This window comes from Xenorhabdus yunnanensis (assembly GCF_028598805.1).
Taxonomy (GTDB): Bacteria; Pseudomonadota; Gammaproteobacteria; order Enterobacterales; family Enterobacteriaceae; genus Xenorhabdus; species Xenorhabdus yunnanensis.
The window spans coordinates 1-262 of the sequence record NZ_JAQRFI010000306.1; the positions used below are offsets into that span (position 1 = coordinate 1).

Here is a 262-nt window from a genome sequence, read left to right on the forward strand (position 1 = left end):
GAATAAGGGCCATTAATGCAATCAGAAAAGGTGTGTTCCTGATGAGGAAATATAGAGCGCTTAAGGAGCTGAACGCATGATTTTCACCGACCTACCCGCAGCAGTGGAAGAAGCCCATTTTCGACGGCGGGAAACGGGACGGGCATTTTCTGTTGTTCAGCGAAACATAGGAGATCTGGCTGTTCTCACTGAGCAATGGGTAATGCGAAAACAATTGCGGGTGATGTATTCGACCCGTCATGACAGGGTTCACACAGTATTG

1 protein-coding gene is annotated in these 262 nt (G+C 48.1%); it reads left to right on the top strand.

What is annotated here, in order from left to right; all coding sequences use genetic code 11:
• Window positions 1-76: 76 nt before the first annotated feature.
• The coding region (locus tag PSI23_RS22365) for a hypothetical protein (protein WP_273557090.1) at window positions 77-262 on the top strand (186 nt) is incomplete at its 3' end.